Raw genomic sequence first — 24,698 nt, forward strand, 5'->3', positions numbered from 1 at the left:
ATTCAGAGCAATCGCGTTGCAGGACGGCACAGGGCAATCGTCACAGGGACTGTTCCCACACCAGGCGCACGGTCGGACGGACCTGGTACAGGCTGGTGCGCGCCAGCGGCGCGGCGCCCTCGTAGACGAGGCGCTCCCGGTAGCTGCGCTGCCCCAGGTTGGACAGGGCCAGGCGCAGCCGCGCCTGGGTGTCGAACTTCCAGAGCGCGTACAGGTCGAGCTGGCGCCGCGGGGCGTCGAGGCTGAAGACCGGGCTGCCGGCGCGGCTGGCGACCGTGCCGCGGTAGCTGAAGGTTCCGCCGGCCTCCAGGCGGCTGGAAGGCGCGCTGACGTCCAGCCCGAGGTTGCCGCTCCATGCCGGCTGGTCCTCGATGCGGTTGTCGGGGCCCGGCACGCTGTCCAGGCGCGACCAGTTGCGCGCCAGGTTGACGCGCGCGGCCAGCGACCCGCGCGTGATGCGGCCTTCGAACTCGAGGCCGCGCGCGGTCGCGCCGCCGTGGTTGTCCGGCGTGGCGGTCCACGCGCCGCCCTGCAGGGCGATGCGGGTCAGGATTTTGTCGCGGATGCGCTTGTGATAGGCGCTGACGCTGACCATGTCCGCCTTGCCAAAATAGCGCTCCCAGGCCAGGTCCACGTTTGTCGCGAGTTCGGGCCGCAAGTCCGGATTGCCCTGCAGGTCCGGGTTGGTGGCGCTGTTGTTGTTGTCGACCGTGTAGCGGCGCGGCATGAGCTGGACGATGTTCGGCGCCTTGTACGTGCGACCGAGGGCGAAACGGAACTGGTCGCGCGGCTTGCCATCCTCCTGTCCCTGCTGCGGCTTGAAGAGCAGCTGGAAGACAGGACTCCAGGCGCCCGCATCGACGTCGACCGGCGCGGCCGCGTTGCCCTGTCCCTTGGTCGTCAGGTCTTCGCGGCGCAGGCCGAGATAGGCCGACCAGTCGGCGCCCATGTCCCACTCGTCCTGGACGAAGAAGGCGCTCCTGTCGACTTCCGCGAAGTAATCCTCGTCGCTGGTGTAGAACTGGCTGCCTTCGGCATCCAGGTGCCGTTCGCGCCGGTACTCGCTGCGGTCCTTGCGCCCGAACTCCCAGCCGGCGGCCAGGGAGTGGCTGCCCCACAGCGGCTGGCGCCAGCTGCCGCTGAAGGTCCATTCGCGCTCGACGGGGCCGGAGGCGACGAGATGGGATTCGCGCAGCCGGTCCAGGCCGTCCATGCCGTGGAACACGAAGTCGCCCTCGCGCCGCATGCGGAAGCCCGCCAGCTTGTTGCTCAAGCGGGCGCCGCCCGCGAACTTGCGGGTCCAGGCCAGGTCGGCGTAGAGGTGCAGCGGGCGCGTCTCGAAACGCTGCCAGTTATGCGGGAATGCCGTCGGCGCGCCCACCTCGAGCGTTTCGCTTTCGCGCTTGACGTTGTGGATGTAGCGCCAGCGCACATAGCTCTGCGAACTGATGCTGTCGACGGCGCTGGGCTGCCAGGACAGGCGCGGCGCCAGTTCCGCGACATCCTCGACCAGGTGATCGGTCCAATCCGTATGGCGCAGCAGGGCCGGCGCCGAGCCTTCCTCGGTGCTGCGGGCCGCGATCGGGTTCACGTTGCGCTTGAGCGTTGCCGCCAGCGTATAGGCGAGCGCGCCGCGCTTGCCGCTGTGCTGGGCCAGCAGCTGCGGCGCCGCGTGGCCGCGCTGGAAGGCGCTGCCGGCCTTGATCTCGTTCGCGGGCGCGCCCTTGGCCGGCCCGGCGCGGCGCATGATCACATTGATCGAGCCCGCCACCGCCTGGCTGCTGGTCTCGGCCGTGGCCGCGCGCTGGATCTCGATGCGCTCGATGAGATCCGGGCTGATCGATTCCAGCGAAAAGCCGCTGGGCGCCGGCAAGCCATTGAGCAGGATGGCGACGTAGCCGTTGCCGAGGCCGCGCATGCGGACCTGGGCGTCCTTGCCGGGACTGGCGTCGACGGTGACGCCGGGCTGGCGTTTCAATACGTCGGCCAGGCTGGCGTCGCCCTGGCGCAGGAGTTCCTCGCGTCCGACGATGATGGCAGTGGTGGTCGACTGCGCGCGCTGCTGCTGCTCGCCCGCGGCTGCGGCGCTGACGACGACCTGCTGCATGGGTTCGACGGCGGTCTGGGCGCAGGCGCTGGAGCAGGCGGCGAGCAGCAGCGCGCAGGCAGAGGCGGTTCGGGTGATTCGCATGTGTGATGACGCCCTATTCTCGATGGTTGACCCCATTGTGCGTACAGGGAGGCGGCGCGCCACCAGCTGTGTGACGAATCGGCGTTTCCGTGGGATGGCGCTTGCCGCCGCCGGGGCGTGGGGCACGACCGCGCTGCTATACTTTTCCGATGACGTCCTTCGCCCACCGCATACCGCCCTCCCTCAGGATCGCCGTCACCGTGCTTTGCCTGTGGACGGCGATCAGCGTGCTGGGGGCGCTCCAGACCTACAGCGACAACCTGCGCGCCGGCGCCGACAGCCACTACCCGGCGCTATTGCAGACCTGGTTCGTCGAATATGCCGTGCCCCTGATCGTCCTGAGCTGGTCCTTGTCCATGACGCTGACGCGCTGGCCCGCCCTGCTCGACCGGCCGCGCAACGTGGTGTTCCTGTTCGCCGCGCTGGTGCTGCTGTTCCAGCCCTTGCAGTGGACCTGGATGGCCTGGCAGCGCGGCTACCTCGACATCGCCACGCTGGACGATGCGCGCCGGCTCTTGATGAAGATGCTGCTGGTGGGCTGGTTCTCGACCACGGGCACCTTCGCGGCCGTCCTCGCCTGGTTCTATTCGCGCCGGGCAAAAGAACGCGAACTGGCCTGGCAGCGCTCGCAGACCGACATGCTCAACCTGCGGCTGGCGCTCGAGGAACAGCGCATGCTGGCCCTGCGCGGCCAGCTCGAGCCGCACTTCCTCTTCAATGCCCTGAACGCGATTAGCGCCCTGGTGCGCAGCGACGACAAGCCGCTGGCCCTGCACGGCATCAATCTCCTGAGCGAGCTGCTGCGCTATGTGCTCTCCGCCAGCGCGCGCAACACGGCCACCCTGGCGGAGGAACTGCGCTTCGTGCAGGACTACCTGGACCTGCAGCGCCTGCGCTACGGCGAGCGCCTGCAGGTGCATGTCGATGATGCGCAAGACCTGGCCGGCGTCGCCTGCCCACCGCTGCTGCTGCAACCCCTGGTCGAGAACGCGCTGCGCCACGACCTCGAATGTTGCGAGGATGCCAGCGACATCCGCCTCTCCTTCGTCCGGGAAGACGGCGCCATGCTGGTGCGCGTCTCCAATCCGGCGCGGCGCGGGGTCAAGGCCAACCCGGGCGCGGGACTGGGCATTCCCAACACCCGCGACCGCCTGCGGCTCATGCACGCCGAAGCGCGGCTGCGCACGCAGCTGGAGGGCGAGCGCTTCGTCGCCGAGATCCGGCTGCCGCTGGCCGAATGAATACCATCCATGCCATCCGCTACCTGATCGTCGACGACGAGATGCCGGGCCGGGTCAACCTGCGCCTGGCCATGGCCGCGCATGCTGGCTGGCAGCTCGCCGCGGAGTGCGGTGGGGCCGCCTCCGCCCGCGCCGCGCTGGAGAAGCAGCCGGTGGACGTGGTCTTCCTCGACATCCGCATGCCGGGACAATCGGGCCTCGAACTGGCGCGCGACATCAGCCGCCTGCCGGAGCCGCCGCTGGTCATTTTCGTGACCGCCTACAGCGAGCACGCCATCGATGCTTTCGATGTACACGCCCTCGACTATCTCCTCAAGCCCATCGATGACGTACGCCTGGCCCAGGCCGTCGAGCGCGCGGCCGCGATGCTGGGCCAGCGCGAAGCTTATGGCGCGGCGCTGCGCCGCTACGTGAAGGCGGGCAAAGGAGGCCGGCCGCTCGACACCATCAGCGTGCGCTCGGTCGGCCGCATCGAGCAGGTCAAGGTGAGCGACATCCTGCGCATCGAATCGGCGGGGAATTACGTCGAGCTGCACCTGGCCGGGCGCACGGTGCTGCACCGGATGACGATCAGCCGGCTGGAAGGTCTGCTGCCGCCGGGCGAATTCCTGCGCGTACACCGGGGAACCATCGTGCGGTGCGCGGAAATCGTCCGCCTGGAAAGCGGCGGCGACGGCGGTTATGCCTTGACGCTGCGTGGCGGCGGCACGGTGGCGGTCAGCGAGCGCTATGTGGCGGCCCTGAAGCTGGCGCTACAGGCTGGACAGCGGCCGTGACAATTGGATAGAATCCGGCGCCGCGAACTCTTGTATGCTCGCCGGCTGACCAAAAAGAGAGAGGGCCGGCGCCGCCGGGCAGCCCTCCAGTATCCGGAGACCACCATCAAACCCCATTCGATCCGACGCGCCCAGGGCGCGTCGCTGGCCGCCATTGTCCTCGCAGGCGCGGCCGCCGCAGTCCAGGCCCAGCCCTCCTCGCCCCGCTACGCCGCCCCCATTTGCCAGGCGGGGGTCAAGTCCGGCTCGCCGAAACAGGCTTGCGCGAACGCGCAGCGCCTGGAAGTCGCCGCGGTCCGGCGCCGCAAGCCGGACCTCGCCACCCAGCGCGAATGCCGCTTGCTGGGGTCGGCCATCCTCGAATCGGAACAGGCGGAACGCCGCGCCCGCGCGGCGATGATGGAATCGATCCAGCAGGACCTCTTCATCCTGCGCAAGCGCTTCCGCAAGCTGGGCTGTTAAGCCGCCGCAGCGGGAAGCGGGAAGGTGACGGTGGCCGCGAGGCCGCCCAGGCGCGCCGACTGGCCCAGGGCCAGGCTGGCGCCGTGCCGCTCCGCGATGGCCTTGATGATGGCCAGCCCCAGTCCGCTGCCGGCGGCCTCGCTGCCGGCCACGCGGTAGAAGCGGTCGAACACGCGCTCGCGTTCTTCCGCCGGGATGCCGGGGCCGCTGTCCTCGACCGTGACCGTGACCTGCGCGGCGCCATCCACCACCTCGTTCCTTACCGAGATGTCGGCGGTGCCGCCGCTCGGCGTGTACTTGATCGCGTTGTCCACCAGGTTGCGCAGCAGGATCTGCAGCGCGTCCGGCTGCCCTTCCACCTGGGCCGCGTCGGCCTGCTGGACGCCCACGTCGACGCCCTTGGCGGCCGCCACGCCGGCGAGATCGGCCACGGTGCGGCGCGCCAGTTCCGACATGTCCACCGGACGGGTGGCCGCGCCGCCGGCGGCCGTGGCTTCCTGGCGCGCCAGCACCAGCAGCTGCTCGACCAGGCGGGTGGCGCGGTCGATGCCCGCGGTCAGGCGCGAGACGGCCAGCTTGCGCGCTTCAAGCGACTCGGCGCGGTCCAGGCTCTGGGCCTGCAGGCGCAGGGCGGCCAGCGGCGTACGCAGCTCGTGCGCCGCGTCGGCCACGAAGGTCTGCTGGGCATCGAAGGCGGTCTTGACGCGCCCGAACAGCAGGTTCAGTTCCTGTACCAGGGGTCGCACCTCGTCCGGCAGGCCGTTGTCGGATACGGGAGACAGGTCGTCCGCCTGGCGCGAAGCCACCTGCGAGCGCACCCGCGCGACCGGCTCCAGCGAGCCGCTCACGACCCACCACACGACCAGCATCAGGATCGGCATCATGACCGCGATGGGACCGAGCGTGCGCAGGGCCAGGTTGCCGGCCATGTTGCGGCGCACGGCCAGGTCCTGGGCCACCTGCACCGTCTGGTTCGCGGTCTGGATCGAGAACACGCGGTAGGTGGTGCCGTTCGACTTCACATTGGAAAAGCCCAGCACGGCGCGCTGCGGCAGCTTGGCGCGCGAGACGCTGTGGAAGACCTGCACCCCGTCGGGGGACCACATCTGCACCACCATGTCGTCGCTGCTGTTGCCACCCTCGCCGCCCGCCGCCTGGGCGCCGCCTTCGGCGGCCTGGGCGGCGATGCGCTGCTGCGCCTCGGTGTTCGACAGCGGGGTGCCCGAGCGCAGCGACAGTGCCATCTGCTGCATGTGGTAGTCGAAGATCTGGTCGGCGTCGTGCAGCGCGGTGCGATAGGCGATCGAGGCCTGCGCCAGGGCGGCGATGGTGATCGCCGCCAGCAGGTACCACAGCAGCCGGCCGCGCAGCGAGTGCGTGACCCTGGACTTCAGCTTCATGCCTTCGGCACCATGTAGCCGACGCCGCGCACGTTCTGGATCAGGTCACTGCCCAGCTTCTTGCGCAGGCCGTGGATGTAGACTTCGACCGCATTGCTCGAGACTTCGTCGCGCCAGCTGTACAGCTTTTCTTCCAGCTGGGCGCGCGAGAGCACCGCGCCGGGACGCGCCACCAGGGCTTCCAGAACGGCCCATTCGCGCGCCGACAGGGCGACCGGTGCGCCGTCGACCAGGGTCTCGCGGGTGGCGGGATTGATGGAGATGTTCTTGTACTCGAAGACGGGCTCGCCGCGCCCGGCGGCGCGGCGCAGCAGCGCACGGATGCGCGCCAGCAGTTCGTCGAGGTCATAGGGTTTGAGGACGTAGTCGTCGGCGCCGGCATCCAGCCCGGCGATGCGCTGGGCCACCGAGTCGCGCGCGGTGGCGACCAGTACCGGCGTGCGGTCCTTGCGCGAGCGCATCGAGCGCAGCACGTCGAGCCCGTCCTTGCGCGGCAGGCCAAGGTCGAGCAGGACCAGGTCATAGTTCTGGTTTTGCATGAGGGCCGTGTCGGCCATCTCGCCGTCCTTGACCCAGTCGACGGCGTAGTGCTCGGCCCTTAGCAGGTCGAGCACTACTTCGCCGATCATCGTATCGTCTTCCACCAGCAGTAGCCGCATGAATTCCCCGTTCTTGAAACCGTACTAGCGGCGGACGCTACGCTTCCTTACCCAATCCGCACAGGAATGAAGATTTTGTCACTCCCGCGCTGAATCAGCAAGGCCACAGACTTGCTGGCTTTCGCCACCACGTCGCGGACCTGGCCGACCGTGTTCACCGGGCGGCCGTTAACCGAAATCAGTACATCGCCCGGCTCGACGCCGGCGATGGCTGCCGCGCCCGAGGCGTCCTCGATCACGAGGCCGCTGGCGATGCCGCTCTGGCGGCGCTCGATGGGCTCGAGCGGACGCAGGGCCAGGCCCAGCCTGGCGCTGTTGTCCGAGTTCGAGGCCAGCTCTTCCTGCGGCGCGCGCCGGCCCTTCTCGTTGGCGTCGCCCAGGGTCGCATCGATGCGCACCAGCTTGCCGTCGCGCCAGACGTCGAGCGCCACCTTTTCGCCCGGCTTGGACAGCGCGATGTTACTGGACAGGTCGAGCGAGGACACGATCGGCTGGCCGTTGATGCGGCGGACGATGTCGCCCGACTTCAGGCCGGCGCGCTCGGCCGGGCTGCCACGCTCGACGCTCGCGATCAGTGCGCCGTCGGGCGACTCGAGCCCGAAGGAATCGGCGAAGTCCTGGCCGATCTCCTGCACGCTCACTCCCAGTTTGGCATGCTGCACCTTGCCGGTGGCGATGATCTGGTCCTTGATCTTGACCGCGACGTCGATCGGGATCGAGAAGGCCAGGCCCTGGTAGCCGCCGGTCTGGCTGTAGATCTGCGAGTTGATGCCGACCACCTCGCCGCGGGTATTGAACAGCGGGCCGCCCGAGTTGCCGGGGTTGATCGCCACGTCGGTCTGGATGAAGGGCACCTGGCCGTCCGACAGGTTGCGGCCGGTGGCGCTCACCACGCCGGCGGTGACGGTGCTCTCGAGGCCATAGGGCGAGCCGATGGCCAGCACCCACTCGCCGGGAGCCAGATTGCGCGATTTGCCGAGCGGCGCGACCGGCAGGTTTTTCGCATCGATCTTCAGCACGGCCACGTCGGTGCGCGCGTCCGAGCCCAGGACCTTGGCGCGGAATTCGCGGCGGTCCTGCAGCTTGACGGTGACTTCGTCGGCGCCTTTCACGACGTGGGCGTTGGTCAGGATGACGCCGTCCGGGCTTACGATGAAGCCCGATCCGGCGCCGAAAACGGGAGCTTCGCGACCACCGCCGCCGCCGAAGCGCGGATCCTGGAACTGTCGGAAGAACTCATACAAAGGGTGATTGCGCGGCAGGGACGGCACATCGGCGCGGTTGCCGGTCTTGATCCCGCCGACGACGCGAATGTTCACCACCGCCTTGCCGTTGGTGGCGGCGATGCGGGTGAAATCAGGAAGGGTCACCGTGGCCGCCGGGGCGGGCGCAACGCTGGGGGCTGGCGCCACGCTGGCCGCGGGCGCAGGAGCTGCGGCTGCCGCGGCTGCGGTTTCGGCCGCGACGTTGTTGTGGTTGACTGCAAGCGCACCCACCGCTCCGCCGACGACGCCCGCGGCACACAAGGCCAGCGTGAGGCGTTTGGCAGTGATGGCAGTGACGGCACCTTGGTTAGGCATATTGTGCTCCTGATGAAAATGGTTGACCGATGATGGTGTCTATCGATGGGCTTATCTTCCCAAAGCTGGCTTAGAACATGCTTAATTTGATACTTAGACGTCTCTTAAGTAGGGTGTTCGGCTCCGCCGAACGCGCGTTCAGCTCCGGCTCGCGCAGTCACAGCGCATCCGTGAGTTGGACGCGCGGTCGGCGAAGCCGACCACCCTACAAAAACGCGGCCCGATCGTCAAAAAGGGCGCCACCTGGGCGCCCTCTTTCAAGCTGCTGCTAGTACCTTATGCGGCGCGCTGTTCCAGCGTCTGCACATTGTTGGTGTTGCCGTTGGCGTCGCCAATCGCGATCTTGCGCGGCTTGAAGGCTTCGGGCACTTCGCGCACCAGTTCGATGGTCAGCATGCCGTTATCGAAGGAAGCGCTGGTGACCTTCACGTGGTTGGCCAGCTGGAAGCGCTGTTCGAAGTCGCGGGCTGCGATGCCACGGTGCAGGAAGGTGCGCTGGGTCTCGTCCTTCTGCTTGCGGCCGGTGACGTGCAGGGTGTCGCGCTCGGTCACGATTTCCACCTCATCGCGGGTGAAGCCGGCGAGGGCCATCACGATGCGGTAATTGTCTTCGCTCACCAGTTCGATGTTGTACGGCGGGTAGCTCGGCTCGCTGCGCTGCTCGAGCAGGCTGGCCAGGCGATCGAAACCGATGGCGGAACGGTACAGGGGAGTCAGGTCAAAAGTACGCATGGTATATATCCTCGTAAAAGTTAAGCGATATGTTGCCGGACCTCATCGTGAGCATCCGGTGAGTCCAATCTAATACCCGGCCAATGGATTTTCAAGGCATACGAAATACGGATTTTTAGGTCACTATGCAAATTTTATTTGCATTCATGCTTTGGTCCAATTTTTACCCCATGGACTGCGTGCTAGACTCGTCCGCCTGTTTTTTTCGAATGAAAGCGGCACCATGAAGACCATCGGTCTGCTCGGCGGCATGAGCTGGGAATCGACCATTCCCTACTACCGCAGCATCAACGAAACCGTGCGCGCCCTGCGCGGCGGCCTGCACTCGGCGAAGATCGTGATGGTGAGCGTGGACTTCGACGAGATCGAGCGCCTGCAACGCCTGGGCGACTGGGACACGGCAGGCAGCCTGCTGGGCGACTGCGGCCGCAGGCTGGCCCTGGCGGGCGCCGACTTCCTGGTGCTGTGCACGAACACCATGCACAAGGTGGCGCCCGCGATCGAGGCGCTGGCTGGCATCCCGCTCCTGCACATCGCCGACCCGACGGCCTCGGAGATCCGCGCCGCCGGCTTGCGTACCGTGGGCCTCTTGGGCACCCGCTTCACGATGGAGCAGGATTTCTACCGCGCGCGCCTGGAGAAGGAGCATGGCTTGCGGGTGCTGGTGCCTGACGATGCCGGGCGCACGCTGGTGCATCGCGTGATCTACGAGGAGCTGTGCCAGGGCCAGGTACGCGATGCTTCGCGCGAAGGCTACCGGGCCGTCATCAGGCAGCTGGTCGACGCCGGCGCCGAAGCGATCATCTTCGGCTGCACCGAGATCGGCCTGCTGGTCCAGCAGGCCGACAGCCCGGTGCCGGTCTTCGACACCACCGCACTGCACGCGCGCAAGGCGGCCGAATTTGCTTTAATGTGACGGTCCCTGCACCTTGACCGCTTCCGCATGTTTTCGATCGTCCTGAATATCGTCGGTTCGCTGTTCCATCTTTACGTCGTCGCCCGCCTGTACGCCCTCGCCCCAGTCAAGAGCCGCATCCCGGCGCGCGCCTGGTGGATCGGCGCCCTCCTCCTCTGGTTCGTCTACATCGCCGGCGTCCACGTGGGCGACGCGGCGCTCGACTGGCGCTGGTGGCCGGGGCAGTTCGCCGTTACCTGGCTCGGCATCACCTTCCTGATGTCGATGTGCCTCCTGGCGGCCGACCTGCTGAGCGGCTTCGGCTTCTGGTGGCGCGCGCATACGCAAACGATCCGTCTGGGGGGCGCCGTCGCCGGCGTGCTGCTCGCGGCTTTCGCGCTGTTCCAGGGCATGCGCGCGCCCGTCATCGTCGAACAGGAAGTCGTACTGCGCGGCCTGCCGCCGGCGCTGGACGGCACTGTCATCGCCGCCGTCAGCGACATCCACCTGGGCGCCCAGCGCCGCTCGGATTGGATGGCCGCGCGCGTCGAACAGATCAACGCCCTGAAGCCGGCCGCCGTGCTGCTGGTGGGCGACCTGGTCGAGGACGAGCCTGTGGGCGAGCCCCAACTGGCCGGCGTGTTGCGCGGCCTGCGCGCGCCGCTGGGCGTGTGGGCCGTGACGGGCAATCACGAGTTCTACGGCGACGCCGAGACCACGGTGTCCGAATTTGCGGAAGGCGGCGTGCGCTGGCTGCGCGACCGCCAGGTGGAACTGGCGCCGGGACTGGTGCTGGCCGGGATCGAGGACATCGGCGCCACCATGCGCCGCGGCGGCAGCCTCACCACGGGCCTGGCCGGCACCCTGGGCGCGCAAGAGGACAAGGCGACCATCCTGATGTCGCACATCCCCGCCACCCCCGTCGTCATGGAGGCGAGCCGGCGCGGCGTGGACCTGATGCTGTCCGGGCACACCCACGGCGGCCAGATCTGGCCCTTCAGCTATGCCGTCGCGCGGCGCTTCCCGAAGTACGCGGGCTCCTACGACGTCGGGGGCATGATGCTGTACGTGACGCGCGGCGCCGGCAGCTGGGGGCCGCGCATGCGCCTGTGGAAGCCGGGCGAGATCATCAAGCTGACCTTGCGCGCGCCGCGCCAGGCGCCTTCCGCCTAGTTTTCCAGCGCGGCGTACCACGCGGCATAGGGCGTGTTCACGGCCATCCTGCGGTCGTAGTCCGGCGCGCCGTCGTCCCACCAGACGGGCCCGCGTTCGCCCAGCGCCCGCTTGGCCGCGTCGACCTGGCTGCGCGCGGCGCGCTCGGCAATCTCGTCGCCGGCCTTCTTCGCACGCCCGACTTCTCTGCGCGCATCCATCAGGCGCTTGACAAGGCGCTCCCGTTCCTCGGGTGCGAGATGGGGATTGCTGGTGCGCCAGAGGCGGCCTTTCACCACGAAATAGCGGCCGTCCGGGGTGTGAGGATAAGCAGGCATGCGCCTACTCTACCCGATGGCGATCCGGCAGGCCGTCCGCCTCAGACCTCCCACTGCAGCTTGAAGGTCAGCGATTTGCTGCGATTGCCCACCAGCGGCATCTTCTCGTCGACATACCCCGCCGACACCGAACGTCCATGGCGCCAGAGGTAGCGGTACAGGAAGGAGCGGTGCACCTGGCGCTCGTTCCAGGCTTCCAGCTGGGTCACGCCGTCGTCGCGGCGCGCGGACCAGGTGTTCTGGGCCAGCAATCGCAGCGAGTCGCGCGGGGTCAGGTGCAGCATGGCGAGCCAGCGCCAGGAGGTGTCGGCGAACGCCGCTTGCCCCAGGGTGCCGCGGACCCAGGCGCGGTTCACGTGGTGGTCGAGTTCCAGCGCCCAGCCGCGCACCAGCGGAAAGCGCAGGCCCGCGTCCAGCGTGACGTTGCCGCCCGGACCGACGCGGTCGGCGTCAACGTCGAGCTGGCGGCCGAGCGTCACTTCGCCGGCGATCTTCGTCACCCAGGGATAAGGCGTGGTTTCGAAACCGAAGTGCAGCGCGCGTGTGTCGTGCAGCTTGCCGCCGGTGCGGGCGCGCTGCCGGTCGAAGCCGAGCTGGGTCCAGAACTCGGTCTGGCGTCCGGCCGCGAACCAGATCCCCGGCCGCAGCTTGCGTTCGACGACCTCGTTCCCCGGCTGGCCGAGGCTGCGGTCGTGCAGGGTGCGGATCTCGTGCAGGCCGAAGTGAAGCTCGAACTCGTACATGTCCAGGCCGGCGACGCGGTGCTGTCCCAGCACGCGATTGAGTTCCGCATCGAGCTTGACGATGCCGGCCTGCGGCACGAAGCCGTTGTCGTTGACAAAGCCCGGCCCGATTGCCTCGACCATCGCCTCGTTCCACCAGCGCTCCGAACTGTGGATGACCTTGCCGTGCAGGTAGGCGCCATTGCGTCCATCGGTGCGCGAATGCATGGCGGTGACGATGGCCTGGCGCTGCACGCCGTCCTTGCCCGTGCCGCGCCACTGCATGTCCAGGCCGAGGACGTCGTTGCCCCCTCCTCCCGCCACCTTCCGCTGCGAAGCGAGCGCCCCCAGCAGCAGGCCCTCGCCATGCCAGCGCATGCGCAGCAGGCTGGCGCGCGTGGGCCGCTCCTGGAGCGTTTCCAGCGTCTCGTAGGGACGGCCGCGCAATACCAGTCCGCCCTCCTGGTCGCGCAGGCTCATGGCCGTGGCGCCGGCATCGGCCGCGCGCCAGGTGGCGCGCAGGCCCCAGCTTGGGTTGCCCACGGTGCGCGAATAGAAGGCCGGCAGCGGCAGGCCGAGGACGTCGGCGCTTTCGAGGAAGAAGCCGCGCTTCTCGGGCAGGCTCATGGCGATGTTGCCGGCGCCCTGGGACACCGGCTGGTCGACCTCGACCTGGGAATAGTCCGGGTTGATGGTGGCGTTGAACACCCAGTCGGCGCGCGGCCGTGCATTGATCTCGAGCCCGAGTTCGGCGGCCTGGCTGCGATGGCGCAGGCCATCGGCCCTGGCCCGGTCGCCGCGCACGGTCAGCTCGGGCCGCAATTCCAGGAAGCGCCGGTCGCGCACGGCGGCCACGGTCGTGTCCATGCCGCCGACCTCGCGCAGGAAGGACAGGTGGCTCAGTGCGTCGGTGCGCAGCGGCGCGCTCACCAGCAGCAGGCCATCGGCATGCGGCACGCTGCGCTCGACCAGCACCTGCCAGTCCTTGCCGCCGGCGTAGGGAAAGCGCAGGTTCGACAGCGGCCAGCGCACTTCCATGCTGTAGCCATCTAGAAGCTGCTGCACGCCCGCGTCGATCGGGAAGTCTGGCCCCAGGTCCGATTCATCGTCGTCCGCCCGATGCAGGCCATCGCTGAGGACACCGGCCAGGTTCACCCGCACGAACTGGGCGGCGCGGCCATGGCCGACCGGGTCGATCCAGATTCCGATGAAATCCTGGTCCAGGGCGACCTTGTCGCGCCGCGCCAGCGAGCCGCGCATGCGTTCGGGGCGCTCGTCCCAGGCGCGGATGCCGAACACCAGGGCGTCCTCCCGGACCAGCATCTTCACCGTCGTGCGCAGGCCGGCATCCAGGGGCTTGCCGTCGCGCGGAGCGTGCTTGTGGAAGTCTTCGAAAGACGGCGCATCCCGCCATGCCGCTTCATCGAGCCGGCCGTCGATGGCGAGCGGCGCCGGGGCGCTGCTCCGGTGCGCGAGCAGGCCGCGGCGCTTGTCGTCGAGCTCCGGCGCGGCGGCCAGGGCGCTCCCGGCGAGCATGCTACTGGCAAGAAGGACGGAAGGAAGGCGATAGGGGAAACCGGGCACGCGTGAAATCTTGAGTCGAAACGGCGGGCCGGCAGTCTAGCACTGCGCAGCGAGCGCCCGCCTCCTCCGGATGGCAGAGCCGGCCCTAGTCCGGCAGACGGGTGTCGCGTGTCACCATTTCCTGCAGCGTTTCCTTCGACAGCGCGGGACTGAAATAGTAGCCCTGCATCTCGTCGCACTGGTGCTTGCGCAGGAAGGCGAGCTGCTCGCGGGTCTCGACGCCTTCCGCGATCACCTTGAGCTTGAGGTTGTGGCCGAGCGCGATGATAGCGCGGGTGATCACGAGGTGGCCGTCATGTCCGACGTTGCCCAGGAAGGAGCGGTCGATCTTGATGTAGTCGACCGGGAACTTCTGCAGGTGGCTCAGGCTGGAATAGCCGGTGCCGAAGTCGTCGATCGACAGGCGCACGCCGAGCGCCTTGAGCTGGGCCAGCGCTTCCAGTGCGTCGTCCGGATGGTCCATCAGCTGGCTTTCCGTGACCTCGAGCTCGAGCTTGCACGGTTCGACGCCGTGGCGCTCCAGGGTGGCCCCCAGGCGGTCGGCGAACTCGCGCTGGCGCAGCTGGCGCGCCGACAGGTTCACCGAGATCACGAAGTCCTCGATGCCGAGCATCCGCATGGCCTTGAGCGCGCCGCAGGCTTCGTCGATGACCCATTCGCCGAGCGGCACGATGAGGCCCGTCTCCTCGGCCACGGGAATGAAGCGGTCGGGCGCGATCATGCCATCGACCGGATGGCGCCAGCGTACCAGGGCCTCGGCGCCGACCACCTTGCCGGTGCGCAGGTCGACCTTGGGCTGGTAGTCCAGCACCATTTGATGGTCGCGGATTGCGCGGCTCAGGCTCGCTTCCAGCAGCAGGTGCTCGTGCACGATCTGGTTCAGCTCCTCGGAATAGAACTGGAGGTTGTTCTTGCCGAGGGTCTTGGCGTGGTACATGGCGGCGTCGGCGGCGCGCAAGATCTTGTCCGAGTTGTCGCCATCGTCGGGGAAGAGGCTGACGCCGATGCTGGTGCCGGGGAAGATCTCCTGGCCGTCGACGTGGACCGGGCGCATGACGCTGCGGCGCACCCGCTCGAGCAGGTCGGCCAGGCGCTCCCGGCTGGCGACGTGACAGACCAGCAGGACGAATTCGTCGCCGCCGAAGCGGGCGATGGTGTCTTCCTCGCGCATGTTCTCGCTGAGGCGCCGGGCGACTTCGCGCAGCACCGCGTCGCCGGCCTCGTGGCCGAAGCTGTCGTTGATGTGCTTGAAGTTGTCGAGGTCGAGGAAGGCCAGTGCGCCGCAGCTCTCGTTGCGCATGGTGTGCTCGATGGCGGTGCGCAGCTTTTCCTGCAGCAGGGTGCGGTTGGCCAGTCCGGTGAGCGGATCGTGGTGGGCCAGGTGGTGCAGGCGGCGCTCGTAGTGGCGCGCCTCGGTGATGTCGTTGATGACGCCGACGAAGTGCGTGATCTCGCCGTCGAGGTTGGCCACCGGGTCGATGCGCAGGTCGTTCCAGAAGATCTCGCCGTTCTTGCGCACGTTGCGCAGCACCGCGCGCACGCCCTCCTTGCGCTTGAGGGCCTCGCGGATGCGGCGCCGCTCGTCGAGGTCGTGGCCGTCGGCGCGCATGAAGCGCGGGTCCTTCCCCTTGATCTCGGCGAAAGGATAGCCGGTGATCTGTTCGAAGGCCGGGTTGACGTATTCGATGCGGTGCTCGCCCTCCTCGCACTGGGTGATCACGATCGCGTTCAGGCTCGAGGACATGGCGCGCTCGCGCACCAGCATCGCGTGCTCGCTGCGCTTGCGCGCCGTGATGTCGACGCCGGTGCCGAACACGCAGGGCACGTTGCCCAGGCTCGAACGGGCGCACTGGAACAGGAAGGTGGTGCGCTTGCCGTGCTTGCCGATCATCTCGGCTTCGTGCCAGGAGCCGCCCCGCTCGAAGGCGCTCAGGATCTTTTCGACGATCCCCGGACGGTCCTTCTCGTCGAAGAAGAACTTGACGTTGGTGGTGGGCAGCTCCTCGGCCTGCATCTCGAGCGCTTCCTCGAGCTGGCGGTTCCACAGCAGCAGGTGGCCGCTCTGGTCGATGACGTAGAACACGCAGGGCAGCGCCTCAATGATGTCGCCTACCGGCAGGTCCTGGATCAGGGCATAGCGCGGCGGCAGCTCGCCGGCGCGCGGGATCACGATGACGCTGTAGGTGCCGGGCTGTTCGAGATCGAAGGATTGCGGCGCCACCATCACCCGGACCGGCAGGCGACGGCCGTCGGCGCAGACCAGCACGGCCTCGTTCTCGGCGTCGGCGCGTGCCGCCATGCGCGGATGCGTGCCCGGCGGATCGTCGAACTCGATGATGCGTTCGATGGTCATGCCATGGATGGCGGCCGCGTCGTAGCCGGCCAGCTTTTCGCAAGCCTTGTTCCAGCTGGCGACGGCGCCGGAAGCATCGACGACGAAGACGGCGAGAGGCAGGGGCGAGAGGTTCAAGGGGTCTCCAGCGTGTCCAGGTATCCAGGCTCTCCAGGCCGGTGGGACCGGCGCTGCGGGCTTGCAGTGGTCAATCCGTAAATACATGATAGCGCAGCAATCCGTCGCAAGCGAATGCCCGCTGTTGTCGTGCGGCACAGGGCACGGAGCGCCGCGGGCCGTACAATGCGGCCTGGGCGGATACAGGACAGAAGATGGCAACGATCAATCCGGCGGAAGTCGAGTTCAGCGCGATCCGGGCGCAAGGCCCGGGCGGGCAGAACGTCAACAAGGTCTCGTGCGCGGTGCATGCGCGCTTCGACGTGGCGGCCTCGTCCTTGCCGGACCACATCAAGGAGCGCCTGCTGGCGCTGCGCGACGGACGCATCACCCAGGAAGGCGTGATCGTGCTGAAAGCCCAGGCCTCGCGCAGCCTGGAACAGAACAAGCTCGACGCCTTGCGGCGCCTGCAGGAGCTGGTCGACGAGGCCGGCGTGGTGCGTGCCGTGCGCCGCCCCACCCGCCCGACCCGCGGCTCCCAGCTGCGGCGCCTGGACGCCAAGGCGCGAAGCGGCCGCATCAAGGCGCTGCGCGGCAAGGTCGGCGACTAGCGCGGACTTTCCCCCTTGGTGTCACCCCTTGGTGTCAGGTCTGACAATCGGACACGGCCTCGTCATTGGCAGCCGGGCCTATGGTTGAGACCGTGTCTAAATGTCAGACCTGACACCGGGGTTGCGCGCCGCCCCACCCGCCCGACCCGCGGCTCCCAGCTGCGGCGCCTGGACGCCAAGGCGCGAAGCGGCCGCATCAAGGCGCTGCGCGGCAAGGTCGGCGACTAGCGCGGGCTTTCCCCCTTGGTGTCACCCCTTGGTGTCAGGTCTGACAATCGGACACGGCCTCGTCATTGGCAGCCGGGCCTATGGTTGAGACCGTGTCTAAATGTCAGACCTGACACCGGGGTTGCGGCAAGGTCGGCGACTAGCGCGGACTTTCTCAGGCGCGGTATCATCGGAGGACTCCTGCTCAACCATTTTGCCTGGACAGCATGAACCCGTTCGACCTCTCCCCTTCCCTGCATGCGGCACTGGACCGGCCGGTCTGGTCGTCCCTGAACGGCGGCCATCGCCATCTCGCCCTCGGCGGACCGCTGGCGCAGCGCTACCCGCGCGACATCGGGCCCTTCGCCGCGCTGGCGAGCGAGGATCCGCCTGCCTGGATGGCGCTGGCGGAGTTGCTGCTACCGGGCGAGGCGGCCATGCTGGTGACGCCGGGCCCGGCCGCGGCGCCGGCGGACGCGGGGCTGGTCTCGACGCCGCTCGAGCCGGTGCTGCAGATGGCGGCCACGCGCGAGTTGCCGGCCTCGTCCCTGCCCTTCGCGGTACTGGGCGAAGCGGATGTGGAAGCGATGCGCGTGCTTGCCGGGCTGACCAATCCGGGACCGTTTGCCGCGCGTACCCATCAACTCGGCGAATTCATCGGCATCCGCGAAGGCGGGGAGCTGGCCGCGATGACGGGAGAGCGGATGCGCCCGGATGGTGCGATCGAGGTGAGCGCCGTCTGCGTGCATCCGGCGTACCGGGGAAAGGCCTATGCGCGCCACCTGCTGGCGGAGCGGACCCGGCGCATTGCGGCTGGCGGCCGCCTGCCTTTCCTGCACGTCTATCCCAGCAACCGTGGTGCGATCGCGCTGTACGAATCGCTGGGCTATGTGGTGCGTAATCAGTTGCACCTGACGCGGGTGATGCGGGCCGGCTAAGGCGGATTCAGGTGCGCAGGAGCTGGAGCAGCTGCTCGATGCGGTAGGGCTTGGCGAGGAAGAGGCGCTTGAGCGGCTGCCCCCGGGTCATGTCTGGCGCCATATAGCCCGATGCCAGTACGACCTTTACTTTAGGATATTGCTCGTCGATCTGCTCGGCCAGTTCGAGGCCGTTCATGCCGGGCATCATGACATCGCTGACCACGGCGTCGATGTCGGGATGGGCGGCCAGCATGCGCAGGGCATCGGCGGCCGAATAGGCGACGATGGCTTCCAGTCCATGGGCCGCCAGCAGGACTTCGGCCATGTCTGCGACGTCGGGCTCGTCGTCGACGACCAGCACCTTGCGAACGCGGCCTACCTCCCCCTCCGCATCCTGCCTGGACACGGGGGCGCCGCGGGGCCCCAGGGGCGGCTGCCCCTTGCCCACAAACATGCGGCTATGCATTGCTCCAAACACTTGTCCTCCGTCGTGGAATTGCTGGCTGTCCGCGCATGACTGCGCATGCGGCGGATGGGCATAGTATCAGACAAGATGGGTAATCGAAGCGCCCGGTTAACGCCGCGGACGCGAGATGCGGCGCAGAACGAGTGGCGGGCATTCTCCCTGCTAAACGATGCCGAACATGTAATACAGGGCGATCACCAGCAGTACGGCCGAGGTGGCGACCAGGACCGTCACCATGAAGATATCCCGGTAGGATTGCCGGTGCGTCAGCCCCGTCACAGCAAGCAGGGTAATGACCGCACCGTTGTGCGGCAGGGTATCCATGCCGCCGCTGGCCATCGATGCCACACGGTGCAGCACTTCCATTGGAATATGTGCTTCCCTGGCGGCGGCGATGAACGTATCGGACAGCGCTGCCAACGCGATGCTCATGCCTCCGGAAGCGGAACCGGTGATGCCTGCGAGAACACTCACACTCACCGCTTCGTTGATCAAAGGATTCGGCACGCGTTCGAGGGCGGCGGTAATGCTCGAGAAACCTGGCAAGGCGGCGATCACCGCGCCAAAGCCGTATTCGGATGCCGTGTTCAGCGATGCAAGCAGGGCGCCCGCCACTGCGCTGCTGGAGCCTTCGGCGAAACGTGACGCGACGGAGCGGAAGGCAAACAGCAGGATCCAGGCGATACCGGCGAGCAGCGCGCCTTCCACCGCCCAGATCGCGACCATGGGCGTGACTTCCACGACCAATGGCTGACCGCCCGGCTCGAGCGTGACCGTGCTGCCGAAATACAGCGGGATCAGGTGGGTAAACAATGCGTTCAGCACGCCGACGACGACAAGGGGGGAGATGGCGAGCAGCGGATGGGGCAAGCTCAGGTCCGGAAACGTTTCAGGCTCGTTGCGGTGCCCCTCCCCGTATCCCTCGCCCTTGCGCGCGGCCTGGCGACGGCGGGACTCCAGGTAGAGCACCCCCACCGCGACAATGAAGACCGAACCGGCCAATCCGAGGAAGGGTGCGGCCCAGGTGCTGGTCGCAAAGAAGGTCGTTGGGATGATGTTCTGGATCTGGGGCGAGCCCGGCATGGCGGCCATGGTGAAGGTAAATGCGCCGAGGGCGATGGTGGCCGGTATCAGCCGTTTGGGAATATCGCCTTGCCGGAACATTTCAGCCGCAAATGGATAGACCGCGAAGACGACCACGAACAGGGAGACGCCACCGTAGGTGAGCACCGCGCATACGAGGACGATGGAAAGAATGGCCCGCTGGCGTCCCACTGCCTGGATAACGGCTTTGACAATTGCTTGGGAGAACCCCGACAGCTCGATCAGCTTGCCGAATACCGCTCCCAGCACGAATACGGGAAAATACAGCTTGACGAAAGCGACCAGCTTTTCCATGAAGACGCCGCTGAACATGGCCGGCACGGATGCGGGATCGGTCACGAGCACGCCAAGCATGGCGCAGACCGGGGCGAACAGGATGACGCTGTAGCCGCGGTAGGCGGCCAGCATCAGTAGCGCCAGGGCAGAGAGGACGACCAGGACTTCCATGTGCGATGCTCCTTGCAAGATTGGCGGCGGATGAGTGAACGCAAGTATATCCATCCCTGGCGGCAGCACGGCCGAGACGAGGGACACTGGCGTACACCGGCCGACTGCGCTACCCTTGCCGCATGCATGCCGGACATCCCATCCATACCCTCGAATTGCACGTGCGCGAAGCGGGACAGCTTTTCAATTCACTCGATCCCTCGCCCTTCCTCAACAAGGACCTCGACCGGACCTGCGAAGCCTATATCGAAAGCTGGGCGCTGGCCCTGCCTCACGAGAGCCGCCTGCACCTGAGTATACGCGTGGAACGGCTCGATTCCGCGGAGCAAACCAGCGAACTGCTGTCGGAGGCGATCCATAATTATTACGGCTACAAGACCGAACTGGTGCGTTCCGAACTGCGCCAACTGCTGCGCCAGGGCCGCACCAGTCTGGCGATCGGCCTGGCATTTGTATGCGCCTGCCTGCTGCTCGCCGAGCTTGCGGTGACCGTCATGACGGGGCCCGCCAGGTCGATCATCCGCGAAAGCCTGACCATCATCGGGTGGGTCGCAATGTGGCGGCCGGTACAGATCTTCCTGTACGACTGGTGGCCGCTCAAAGGCCGCATCCGGGTGTTCGACAACCTGAGCTTCGCACGCATCACTGTCGTCCAGGCCTGATATAGCTGTATTGCCTGAAAGTACGCCCCCGCTATCCGAACAGACCATGCAAATACCAGCGCGGCTCGGCATCCGCGCCGGACCCGACGATGCGTTCGCGGTAGATCCAGTACAGCGTATGGTCCTGCCCTTCCGCGATGAAATAGTCGCGCGTCTGCGTCTCGCTCCACCAGCCCGCCTCGATGCGCTCGGGTGTCGAGGCGACCTTGAGCGGCGAACCATAGAAAGGCCGGTGGTTGCGCATCAGGAGTGCGATCGGCTTGGCCAGCAGCCAGCTCGGGCGCGGCAGGCTGGCCACATCCGGCGGCAGGCGCGCTGCGCGCTCGGAGGGCCGCACCTTCTGCTGCACCGGCACCCATTCGTTGGCGACCTCGGGCCGATAGTCGGCCTGCGGCAGCGCCTGCAGCACGTTTTCCGGCCCCAGGCGCGCCACCAGCAGCTCGAGCATGCGCATGCGATCTTCTTCCGTGCCGCCGGGTTCGGGAAACAGCGACTCCGTGGGCGGCGCCATGGCCCGCACCTGCAGCGCTTCCAGCGCCAGCCCGATCACGGGTGCGGGTAATTCCTGCTTGGCCAGGCGTTCCTTCAGCAGGCGCATCAGGTGCTCGTCGCGCCAGGTGGGCTCGGCCAGGGCGATCTCGAGCGGCGTGGGCGGCATCGCCACCCTCCCCCGTTCGTGCTCCATCAGCAGGGTGATGCGCTCGACCGCGAATTGGCGCGCGCACAGCCAGCCGACCAGCTGCAGCACCAGGTGCCCGGCGCCGGCCAGGAGCAGGTCGGCCTGCTCGATGCGGTCGAACAGTTCGAGCCGGGCCCGGAAGCTCTCGGGCGGCGCCACCCAGTCGAACAGTTCCGGGCACAGGCCGTAGGCGGCGTCGAGCATGTCGAGCAGCTCGCGTCCGCAGCGGCGCTGCAGTCCGGGACGCGGCAAGCGGCGCAGCTCGCCCAGGCGCTCGCAGCCCAGGCCTTCGAACCAGGCCGCGTACAGCCGCGCCGGCGGCAGCAGCGCCACCGGCAGGCGGTCGAGCCGGCGTTCGAGCGAGGCCATGCGCAGGGAACGTCCCGGCACACGGCCGTACGCCCCGCCACGCCCGCCGTGCTGCCCGCCGTAACGCGCCAGCAACCAGGCCGCGCGCGCCGTGGGCGCACAGCTGACCGCGGCGGTGAAGCCGAGCGCGCGCAGGCTGGCGCGAACTCGTGCACACAGGGCCCGGATGCCGCCGAACAGGCGCAGGCTGGCGCCGATGTCCATCAACAGCGTCGCCTCCTCGGCCAAGGCCACCTGGGGCGTGTACTGCAGCATCGCCAGCGCCACCGCGTCCAGGGCCTCGGCCTCGCGCGCCGGGTCGCGCTCGTACAGGCGCGCCTCGGGCAGGAGCATCAGGACGCCGCCGCGCCGCATGCCGCGCCCGATGCCGGCCGCGCGCGCCGCCGGCGAGAGGGCCAGCACGCGCTCCTGCTCCAGCACCACGCTGCCGGGGTCACTGCACCAGTTGGGGCTGAAGACCTCGAGCGGCAGCTGGGACAGGGACAGGCCGATCCACAAACGCATGTCGTTGCAATAAAGAAGGAGTAAGGGGCAGGAACAGCGGCGCGTCGCGCTGCGGTCCCCGGCGTTTGACGAAGTCGATGCTCATGCCGCCGGCCGCCGGGCGCAGCGCCAGGCGCAGCGGCGCGGGTGAAGCGTCTTGCGCCGCGGCCAGCGGGCGCAGCATGAAGAACAGGGTTTCGCCATGCTGGGCCGCCAGGTGCAGGCGGCGCAGGCTTTCGCCGCGCACATGGTTGGCCCAGAACAGCAAGGCGCCGCAACTGCCGCTACGCAGCACCTGTTCGGCCGCCCACAGGGCGTCGGCGCTGCGTTGCGTACGCAGCCATAGCAGTTGCGAGGGCGGCAGGCCCAGCGCGGCCAGCGCCAGGGCTTGCGGCGGATGCGGCGGCTGCAGCAGGACGATGCGGCGCTCGGCGCAGGCCTGCAGGGCCGGGCGCAGCAGGCGCATCTCGCCGATGCCGGGCTGCTGCTGCAGCAGTTCGACGAGGGTGCCGACCGGCCAGCCGCCGCCGGGCAGCTGGGACGAGAGCGGCGCATGCCCGGTATCGACGCAGCGCGTGCTGCCCCGCGCCAGCTGCGATGCCCGCCAGAGCGCAGGATGCAATGTCTCCGGCGCAGTGGAAATGGATGAGCAAATCATAGGGTGTTGGCAAAATATACTGTATAAACATACAGTACTCGCTGAGCCCGGATTTGGCAAGGTGTATTCAAACAGGCTATACCAGTTACCGATTGGTATTGACAGAAGCTAAAGGTGCCGCATCCTCCTGAAAGTCAGGCCTGGCGCGGAAAACGTGGAATAATGTTGGCTTCTTCATTAGCAGCAAGACAATGACCAATCTGTCTCCCGCACGCCACGGAGTGCATCCGTGACCACGATCCAGCTCGTCGGCGCCATCCTGTTCGCCATCGCCCTCGTCCATACCTTTTCCACCAAGCTGTTTCACTCCCTGGCCCAGCGCCACCCTCGCCATGCCGGCCTCTTCCACCTGCTGGGTGAAGTCGAAGTCGTGTTCGGTTTCTGGGCCTTCGTGCTGGTGCTCGCCATGGCCCTGCTGGCCGGGAGCGGGAACGCGATCGGCTACGTCGAATCGCGGCACTATACCGAACCGCTGTTCGTCTTCGTGGTGATGGTGATCGCCGCCTCGCGCCCGGTGCTGGACGCCGTGCGCGACCTGCTCGCCCTGCTGGCGCGATTCGCCCCGGTGCGCACCGAGGTGGCGCTGTGCTGGCTCGGCCTGGCCCTGGTGCCGCTGGCGGGTTCCCTGATCACCGAGCCGGCCGCGATGACGCTGGCGGCCCTGATGCTGGCGCCCCAGGTATTCCGGCCCGGCATTCCCGAATGGATGAAGTACGGCGCGCTCGGCGTCCTGTTCGTCAACGTCTCGATCGGCGGCACCCTCACCTCCTATGCCGCGCCGCCGGTGCTGATGGTGGCCGGCACCTGGGGCTGGGACAGTGCTTTCATGGCCTCCACCTTCGGCTGGCGCGCCGCGGTGGCGGTGTGCTTCAACGCGACCGTCATCACCCTGCTGCTGCGCCGCCACCTGGCGCCCCGCGCGGTGGTCGAAGACGTCAGGATGCCCTGGGTGGTGTCGAGCGTGCACCTGGCCCTGCTCGCGGGCGTGGTGCTGCTGGCCCACCATCCGGTGCTGTTCATTGGCCTGTTCCTGCTCTTCCTCGGCTATACCCAGGCCTACCCGAAACACCAGTCGCCCCTGATCCTGAAGGAAGGCCTGCTGGTGGGCTTCTTCCTGGCCGGCCTGGTGGTGCTGGGCGGGATGCAGCAATGGTGGCTGCAGCCCCTGGTCTCGAGCCTGGAGCCGACCGCCCTGTTCTTCGGCGCGCTGGCCCTCACGGCAATCACCGATAATGCGGCCCTGACCTACCTCGGTTCGCTGATCGAGGGGCTGTCCGACCATGCCAAGTACATGCTGGTGGCCGGCGCGGTCGGCGGCGGCGGCCTGACCGTGATCGCCAACGCCCCGAATCCGGCCGGCGCCGCCCTGCTGCGCGACGGTTTCGATGAAGGCTCGATCGGCATGGGCGGACTGTTCCTGGGCGCGCTGGCCCCGACCTGCGTGGCGGCGGCGCTGTTCCTCCTGTAAGACCTGAAAGGGAAACGCAATGGACGACGACATCCTGGTAAGCAAGGCCGGCACCATCGAACGCTGCTGCCGGCGCGCCCGCGAAGAATACGAGAAGGACCCGACCACGTTCGTGAGCGACGTCACACGCCAGGATGCGGCCACCCTCAACGTCATCCGCGCGTGGGAAGCGGCCATCGAGATGGGTGACTACGTGATCGGCAACGCCAGGCTCGGCCTGCCGCATGACGAGCGCGAAGTCATCACCCTGCTGGCCGAGCACGGCTGGATCGACGCGACCTTGGCCGAAGACCTCAAGCGCACGGGCGAATTCTGCCGCGCGGAATGGGATTACCAGGAGGCGCCATTGCCGGCGCTGGTGACCATCATCAAGCGCGGGCTGGATGATTTCGGGGTGTATGCGCAGGCGCTGGTCGCCGGCGCGGGGACCCAATCGTAGGGCG

The 24,698-nt window shown here is 67.7% G+C and carries 22 protein-coding genes; 10 read left to right on the forward strand and 12 right to left on the reverse strand.

The genetic code is table 11. The annotated features are described in order from the left end of the window. Positions 1–40: 40 nt before the first annotated feature. The gene (locus NX780_RS01135) at positions 41–2,191 is read right to left on the reverse strand and encodes a TonB-dependent receptor plug domain-containing protein (RefSeq protein WP_258826031.1); all 2,151 of its coding nucleotides are present in this window, start codon (positions 2,189–2,191) and stop codon (positions 41–43) included. Between the two features lie 149 nt (positions 2,192–2,340). Between NX780_RS01135 and NX780_RS01140 the strand changes: the two genes are divergently transcribed. From NX780_RS01140 to NX780_RS01150, 3 genes are read left to right on the forward strand one after another with little or no spacing between them, the layout of a single operon-like run. Next, positions 2,341–3,432: a sensor histidine kinase gene (locus tag NX780_RS01140; protein WP_258826032.1), complete on the forward strand. Its 1,092-nt coding sequence runs from the start codon at positions 2,341–2,343 to the stop codon at positions 3,430–3,432. Then, positions 3,429–4,208, forward strand: a complete 780-nt coding sequence (locus NX780_RS01145) for a LytR/AlgR family response regulator transcription factor (protein WP_258826033.1) — start codon at positions 3,429–3,431, stop codon at positions 4,206–4,208. The genes NX780_RS01140 and NX780_RS01145 overlap by 4 nt, the downstream gene beginning before the upstream one ends. A 30-nt stretch (positions 4,209–4,238) precedes the next feature. Further along, the gene (locus NX780_RS01150) at positions 4,239–4,670 is read left to right on the forward strand and encodes a hypothetical protein (RefSeq protein ID WP_258826034.1); all 432 of its coding nucleotides are present in this window, start codon (positions 4,239–4,241) and stop codon (positions 4,668–4,670) included. Here NX780_RS01150 and NX780_RS01155 read toward each other — a convergent pair. The 4 genes from NX780_RS01155 to NX780_RS01170 form a co-directional block, all read right to left on the reverse strand. Further along, a complete protein-coding gene (locus NX780_RS01155) occupies positions 4,667–6,070 on the reverse strand; it encodes an ATP-binding protein (protein WP_258826035.1) in 1,404 nt (467 codons plus the stop codon). The genes NX780_RS01150 and NX780_RS01155 overlap by 4 nt on opposite strands. Next, positions 6,067–6,729: a response regulator gene (locus NX780_RS01160; RefSeq protein ID WP_258826036.1), complete on the reverse strand. Its 663-nt coding sequence runs from the start codon at positions 6,727–6,729 to the stop codon at positions 6,067–6,069. Before NX780_RS01160 ends, NX780_RS01155 begins: the two co-directional genes overlap by 4 nt. Before the next feature lie 47 nt (positions 6,730–6,776). Further along, on the reverse strand, positions 6,777–8,309 hold the full coding sequence (locus NX780_RS01165; RefSeq protein WP_258826037.1) for a Do family serine endopeptidase: 1,533 nt from the start codon (positions 8,307–8,309) through the stop codon (positions 6,777–6,779). 276 nt (positions 8,310–8,585) lie between these two features. After that, a complete protein-coding gene (locus tag NX780_RS01170; protein WP_258826038.1) occupies positions 8,586–9,041 on the reverse strand; it encodes an Hsp20 family protein in 456 nt (151 codons plus the stop codon). Between the two features lie 223 nt (positions 9,042–9,264). Here NX780_RS01170 and NX780_RS01175 point away from each other — a divergent pair, with 223 nt between their 5' ends. Beyond that, entirely contained in the window at positions 9,265–9,957 is a 693-nt protein-coding gene (locus NX780_RS01175) for an aspartate/glutamate racemase family protein (RefSeq protein ID WP_258826039.1), read from the forward strand. 27 nt (positions 9,958–9,984) lie between these two features. After that, complete coding sequence (locus NX780_RS01180; protein WP_258826040.1) at positions 9,985–11,109, forward strand: metallophosphoesterase; 1,125 nt, start codon at positions 9,985–9,987, stop codon at positions 11,107–11,109. Here NX780_RS01180 and NX780_RS01185 read toward each other — a convergent pair. The 3 genes from NX780_RS01185 to NX780_RS01195 form a co-directional block, all read right to left on the reverse strand. Then, entirely contained in the window at positions 11,106–11,426 is a 321-nt protein-coding gene (locus tag NX780_RS01185; RefSeq protein ID WP_258826041.1) for a hypothetical protein, read from the reverse strand. The two genes, NX780_RS01180 and NX780_RS01185, sit on opposite strands and share 4 nt — an antisense overlap. 41 nt (positions 11,427–11,467) lie before the next feature. Further along, positions 11,468–13,684, reverse strand: a complete 2,217-nt coding sequence (locus NX780_RS01190; RefSeq protein WP_258826042.1) for a DOMON domain-containing protein — start codon at positions 13,682–13,684, stop codon at positions 11,468–11,470. A gap of 133 nt (positions 13,685–13,817) precedes the next feature. Continuing rightward, positions 13,818–16,202: a sensor domain-containing protein gene (locus NX780_RS01195; RefSeq protein WP_258826043.1), complete on the reverse strand. Its 2,385-nt coding sequence runs from the start codon at positions 16,200–16,202 to the stop codon at positions 13,818–13,820. A gap of 194 nt (positions 16,203–16,396) precedes the next feature. Between NX780_RS01195 and arfB the strand changes: the two genes are divergently transcribed. Next, positions 16,397–16,792 carry an alternative ribosome rescue aminoacyl-tRNA hydrolase ArfB gene (gene arfB, locus NX780_RS01200; protein WP_258826044.1) on the forward strand — a complete coding sequence of 132 codons (396 nt, stop codon included), beginning with the start codon at positions 16,397–16,399 and terminating at the stop codon, positions 16,790–16,792. Between the two features lie 434 nt (positions 16,793–17,226). Then, positions 17,227–17,937 carry a GNAT family N-acetyltransferase gene (locus tag NX780_RS01210; protein WP_258826045.1) on the forward strand — a complete coding sequence of 237 codons (711 nt, stop codon included), beginning with the start codon at positions 17,227–17,229 and terminating at the stop codon, positions 17,935–17,937. Between the two features lie 7 nt (positions 17,938–17,944). Here the strand turns inward: NX780_RS01210 and NX780_RS01215 are convergent, their stop codons facing one another. Further along, on the reverse strand, positions 17,945–18,385 hold the full coding sequence (locus NX780_RS01215; protein ID WP_258826046.1) for a response regulator: 441 nt from the start codon (positions 18,383–18,385) through the stop codon (positions 17,945–17,947). Positions 18,386–18,547: 162 nt separating this feature from the next. Beyond that, a complete protein-coding gene (locus NX780_RS01220; RefSeq protein ID WP_258826047.1) occupies positions 18,548–19,936 on the reverse strand; it encodes a GntP family permease in 1,389 nt (462 codons plus the stop codon). Between the two features lie 122 nt (positions 19,937–20,058). Here NX780_RS01220 and NX780_RS01225 point away from each other — a divergent pair, with 122 nt between their 5' ends. Then, positions 20,059–20,598, forward strand: a complete 540-nt coding sequence (locus NX780_RS01225; protein WP_258826048.1) for a hypothetical protein — start codon at positions 20,059–20,061, stop codon at positions 20,596–20,598. 31 nt (positions 20,599–20,629) lie between these two features. On the opposite strand, the gene NX780_RS01230 is transcribed toward NX780_RS01225, so the two are convergent. After that, the gene (locus tag NX780_RS01230) at positions 20,630–22,150 is read right to left on the reverse strand and encodes a Y-family DNA polymerase (protein ID WP_258826049.1); all 1,521 of its coding nucleotides are present in this window, start codon (positions 22,148–22,150) and stop codon (positions 20,630–20,632) included. Then, positions 22,080–22,787: a translesion DNA synthesis-associated protein ImuA gene (gene imuA, locus NX780_RS01235; RefSeq protein WP_258826050.1), complete on the reverse strand. Its 708-nt coding sequence runs from the start codon at positions 22,785–22,787 to the stop codon at positions 22,080–22,082. Before imuA ends, NX780_RS01230 begins: the two co-directional genes overlap by 71 nt. 229 nt (positions 22,788–23,016) lie before the next feature. Between imuA and NX780_RS01240 the strand changes: the two genes are divergently transcribed. Further along, positions 23,017–24,255, forward strand: a complete 1,239-nt coding sequence (locus NX780_RS01240; RefSeq protein WP_258826051.1) for a putative Na+/H+ antiporter — start codon at positions 23,017–23,019, stop codon at positions 24,253–24,255. A gap of 19 nt (positions 24,256–24,274) precedes the next feature. Then, positions 24,275–24,694, forward strand: a complete 420-nt coding sequence (gene hepT / locus NX780_RS01245) for a type VII toxin-antitoxin system HepT family RNase toxin (RefSeq protein WP_258826052.1) — start codon at positions 24,275–24,277, stop codon at positions 24,692–24,694. The last annotated feature ends 4 nt before the right edge of the window (positions 24,695–24,698 follow it).

Source organism: Massilia agri, from assembly GCF_024753255.1.
Classification (GTDB): Bacteria; Pseudomonadota; Gammaproteobacteria; order Burkholderiales; family Burkholderiaceae_D; genus Telluria; species Telluria agri.